The 3596-nt window shown below is 73.3% G+C and carries 5 protein-coding genes; 3 read left to right on the plus strand and 2 right to left on the minus strand.

Annotated elements, in window-relative coordinates; all coding sequences use genetic code 11:
- Together GUY61_RS36135 and GUY61_RS36140 are read left to right on the plus strand one after the other, a co-directional pair.
- A partial coding sequence (locus tag GUY61_RS36135; protein WP_166634532.1) for a DoxX family protein occupies positions 1-483 on the plus strand: 483 nt, incomplete at its 5' end.
- Between the two features lie 158 nt (positions 484-641).
- Positions 642-1079: a cupin domain-containing protein gene (locus GUY61_RS36140; protein WP_243766995.1), complete on the plus strand. Its 438-nt coding sequence runs from the start codon at positions 642-644 to the stop codon at positions 1077-1079.
- 42 nt (positions 1080-1121) lie between these two features.
- On the opposite strand, the gene GUY61_RS36145 is transcribed toward GUY61_RS36140, so the two are convergent.
- Together GUY61_RS36145 and GUY61_RS36150 are read right to left on the minus strand one after the other, a co-directional pair.
- Complete coding sequence (locus tag GUY61_RS36145) at positions 1122-1772, minus strand: hypothetical protein (RefSeq protein ID WP_166634533.1); 651 nt, start codon at positions 1770-1772, stop codon at positions 1122-1124.
- Between the two features lie 273 nt (positions 1773-2045).
- Positions 2046-2534: a DUF1772 domain-containing protein gene (locus GUY61_RS36150; protein ID WP_166634534.1), complete on the minus strand. Its 489-nt coding sequence runs from the start codon at positions 2532-2534 to the stop codon at positions 2046-2048.
- Positions 2535-2801: 267 nt separating this feature from the next.
- Here GUY61_RS36150 and GUY61_RS36155 point away from each other — a divergent pair.
- Positions 2802-3596, plus strand: a 795-nt coding sequence (locus tag GUY61_RS36155; protein ID WP_208106882.1) for an MBL fold metallo-hydrolase, incomplete at its 3' end; no start/stop codon positions are given.

Consider the following 3596-nt stretch of genomic DNA (forward strand, 5'->3'; position numbering starts at 1 on the left):
GTCCCCACCGCCACCACGGACGCCCCGGTCGCCGCTCCGGGCCGTCGCGCGCGCATCGCGCTGCGCGCCCTGCGGATCGTGCTCGCGCTCTTCTTCGGCGTGGCGAGCGCGGCGCCGAAGCTCGTCGGACACTCCTCGGCGGCCGAGTCCTTCGACAGGATCGGTTACGGCGACTGGTTCATGTACGCCGTCGGCGGTCTGGAACTGGTCGGTGCCGTGGCTCTGTTGATCCCGCTGCTGTCCGGGCCGGCGGCTGTGTCCCTCATCGGGCTGATGATCGGCGCGTTCGCCTATCAGGCCACCGTGTTCGAGGGGGAGAACGCCGCGACACCTCTGGTGCTGATCGTGCCGCTGGCGCTGATCGCCTGGGCCGGCCGTGGCCGCGCCGCCGAGTCGGCGAACCGGCTCAGGCGGCGCTGGAAGCGGCCTCCGCCGGGCACGGCCGCCGGCGCGGGTGTGGACGGCGACGGCCGGGGGCAGTGACTCCCTCGACATCAACTCGGCCGTGGGGCCGACCCGTTGGAGGGGGAATCATGATGCGCCGTACGTCCCGTGCAGCTGCCCGCGTGCCGTCCGTACCGACCCAGGCACCTGCCGCGGCCCGTGGCCACCGGCTGCGCGCGGCCCGCAGGGCGCTTGTCATGACGGGCTGCGCGGCCGCCCTGGCCCTCGGCTCCACCGCCGCGCTCGCGACGCCGGGCAGCGGGGTCTCCGGCACGGTGCTTGCCCAGGGCACCTCGGCCGGAACGCTGAAGGTGAAGGCCAAGGGCCGTACGGACGTCGTCTTCCGCACGATCACGGTCGAGCCGGGCGGCTCCACCGGCTGGCACTACCACCCCGGACAGCTCATAGCCGTCGTCAAGTCCGGCACGCTGACCCGCACCCTTCAGGACTGCTCCGTCGAGGCCACCCCGGCGGGGACCTCCTTCATCGAGCCCTCCGGCAGCGACCACGTCCACATCGGCCGCAATCTCGGCACGGAACCGGTGGAGCTCTACGTCACCTACCTGGTGCCCGAGGGCAGCCCTCTGGCCATCGACGCGGACGCGCCCGAGTGCGCACGGGAGTCGCGGGACTGATCCCTCGCTTCCGGGTCCGCCCGGACGAGGCCGGGGCCGTGGTCAGGCGGACCCCGGAGCGCCCAGGGACTCCAGGGCGGCCTTCGCCACCTCGGCGGCGCCGTCGCGCACCTCCGCCTTGCCCGGTGCCTTGCCCGACCCGAAGTCGCTGCCGTTGTACGTCACGGTGATCAGGGCGTTCGCCCGGCGCACCACCACGACCGCCTGACGGGTCTGCTGTCCGTCCTCCTCCGTCACCTCGTCGGTGATGGCGGCCTCGTCGCCGAGCCCTTCGAGCGGCTGGCTCTTCGCGGACGCCTTCTCGTAGGCCTCGGCGGCCCGCTGCCCCGCGGTCTTCGGCACGCCGCCCGTGTCCGAGGCCTTCGCGATCTCGAAGGTCACGTCCAGCCAGCGGTAGTCGAAGCCCTTCAGGGCGTTCCACGAACAACCCCTGCGCCGCTCCGGATCGGACAGCTTCAGCTCCGCCCCTGCCTGCTTGGCCCCCGGCACCAGTTCCTTCACCATCCCGGTGGGCACCGCGGCGCAGGAGTCGGGCGGTGCGGCGTACAGCGGTGCCTGCGCCGAGGGGCTCGGCGAGGCGGCCGGCTCGCGGTCGGTGCCCGCGTGGGAGGTCGCGGTCATGGACCAGCCGACGCTGGCCAGCACGGCGATCGGCAGCAGGCGAGCCGCCAGGGTGAGGGGCAGAGGCGCCACGGCGGTCTTCTCTCCGGTCGGCCGAGAACGAGACGGCGGGAGCGGTGGGGTGAGAGTGGTGGGGGTGATGGCGGTGACGGTGGGAGCGGTACGGGCGGAAGCGATCGGGGCGGCAGTGGTGACGGTGAGAACGGCGGGGGTGAGCAGGCCCGGGAAAGCGGGGGCGTCGGTGAGACTGATGGGGATGATGAGACTGCCATATGAGCGGCGGCTCCGACAGCCCCCTCTGCGGACCGGGGCCCGCGGCCGGCCCGGCGGCGCACCGGGCGGGGGTCACCGCCCGGCGAGCGCGAGCACGAAGGCGGCGCATGCGGCCAGGGCGGCCCCGGCGCGCACATGGTTCCAGGCGGTCCAGGAGGCGACGTACGCGCGCCAGCGGTCCGCGCTCCGCGGCTCCTCGGGATCCAGTTCCGCCAGCGCGCCGTTGCGCGGGACGTTGGCTCGCGCCGTGACCGCGACCGTCCCGGTCAGGTAGAGCCCGCAGCCCAGCAGCAGTTCCACGGCAGCACCCGTGCCCGGCCGGGTCACCAGTGCCACGACCGCGATCGCCGCGCACAGCAGCCCCGTGCCGGCGAACACACCGAGGAACCACGGGCTGATCACCACGACGTTGACGGACTGCATCGCGGCGATGCCCCGTGCCGGCGGCAGCGCGGCCAGCGCCTTCATCACGATCACGGAGAACGCGTAGAACACCCCGGCGATCAGCCCGCTGCCGAGCGCCGCGCCGAGGACGAGGGCGGACAGCGGTCCGTCGATCATCGGGAACTCCCTTCTCTCGCTGGGGCGTTACGGCCAGTGAAGCCGTTGGGCCCCCGCGTGACCATGGCCCGGGAGCTCGCCCGCATGCGTGAGCGTCCACGGTGTCCCGCCGTGGGCCGGGGACGCGCCTTCCGGCGCCGGGACCGGGCCCGGGACTCCGGCGCGGATCCGGGCTCCGCGCTCGGCGGCACCGGGTTGCGGTCACGGCGACACAGGGGCGCGGCTAGCCTGGCCCCGGGGGAGAGAGCTGGTCCGAGGATGCGATGGGTGTGGTCACGGCCGAGCCTTGAGCGGCTGTACGGGTGCGTCGACGTCGTGCCCGGACCCGGGACGGAGAGCGGCACCGGGCTGCGGGTGGTGTATTTCGGTACGAGCAGTGTGCTGATCCGTGACGGACGGACCTCGCTGCTGGTCGACGGCTTCTTCAGCAGGCCGGCACTGCGGCGGGTGCTGTTCGGAAGGATCGGGCCGGACCGCGAGCTGATCGAGGCGTGCCTCGCACGGGCCGGCGTCGCCTCCCTGGACGCCGTGCTGTGCGCGCACTCGCACTACGACCACGCCCTGGACGCGCCGGTCATCGCCCGCAAGTTCGACGTGCCGCTGGTGGGCTCGCAGTCCACGGCCAACGTCGGGCGCGGCTACGGGCTGCCCGCGCGGCTCCTGCACATCGCGGGGGACGGCGAGACCCTCACCTTCGGGGACTTCGAGGTCACCTTCGTCACCGGTCTGCACAGCCCCGGGGACCGGGCGCCCGGCACGATCGACACCGCTGTGGTGCCGCCCGCGCGGGCACGTGCCTGGAAGACCGGCGCGGCCTATTCCCTGTTCTTCCGCCATCCGCTCGGGACCCTCCTGGTACACGCCAGTGCCAACTGGGCACCGGGCCGGCTCGACGGGTACCACGCGGACGCCGTGTACCTCGGCATCGGCCAACTCGGCGTACGAGAAGAAGAGTTCCGCCGCAGGTACTGGCAGGAGGTGGTGCGGGCCACCGGCGCGCGGACCGTGTACCCCGTGCACTGGGACGACATGGTCACCCCGCTCCTCACCCACCCCTTGCGC

It is taken from the genome of Streptomyces sp. GC420, assembly GCF_009916105.1.
GTDB lineage: Bacteria > Actinomycetota > Actinomycetes > Streptomycetales > Streptomycetaceae > Streptomyces.

What these genes read in the sequence shown, in the direction of transcription:
- GUY61_RS36140 (WP_243766995.1), top strand. Translation starts at nt 642, where the DNA reads ATGACGGGCTGCGCGGCCGCCCTGGCCCTCGGCTCCACCGCCGCGCTC.
- GUY61_RS36150 (WP_166634534.1), bottom strand. Translation starts at nt 2,534, where the DNA reads ATGATCGACGGACCGCTGTCCGCCCTCGTCCTCGGCGCGGCGCTCGGC.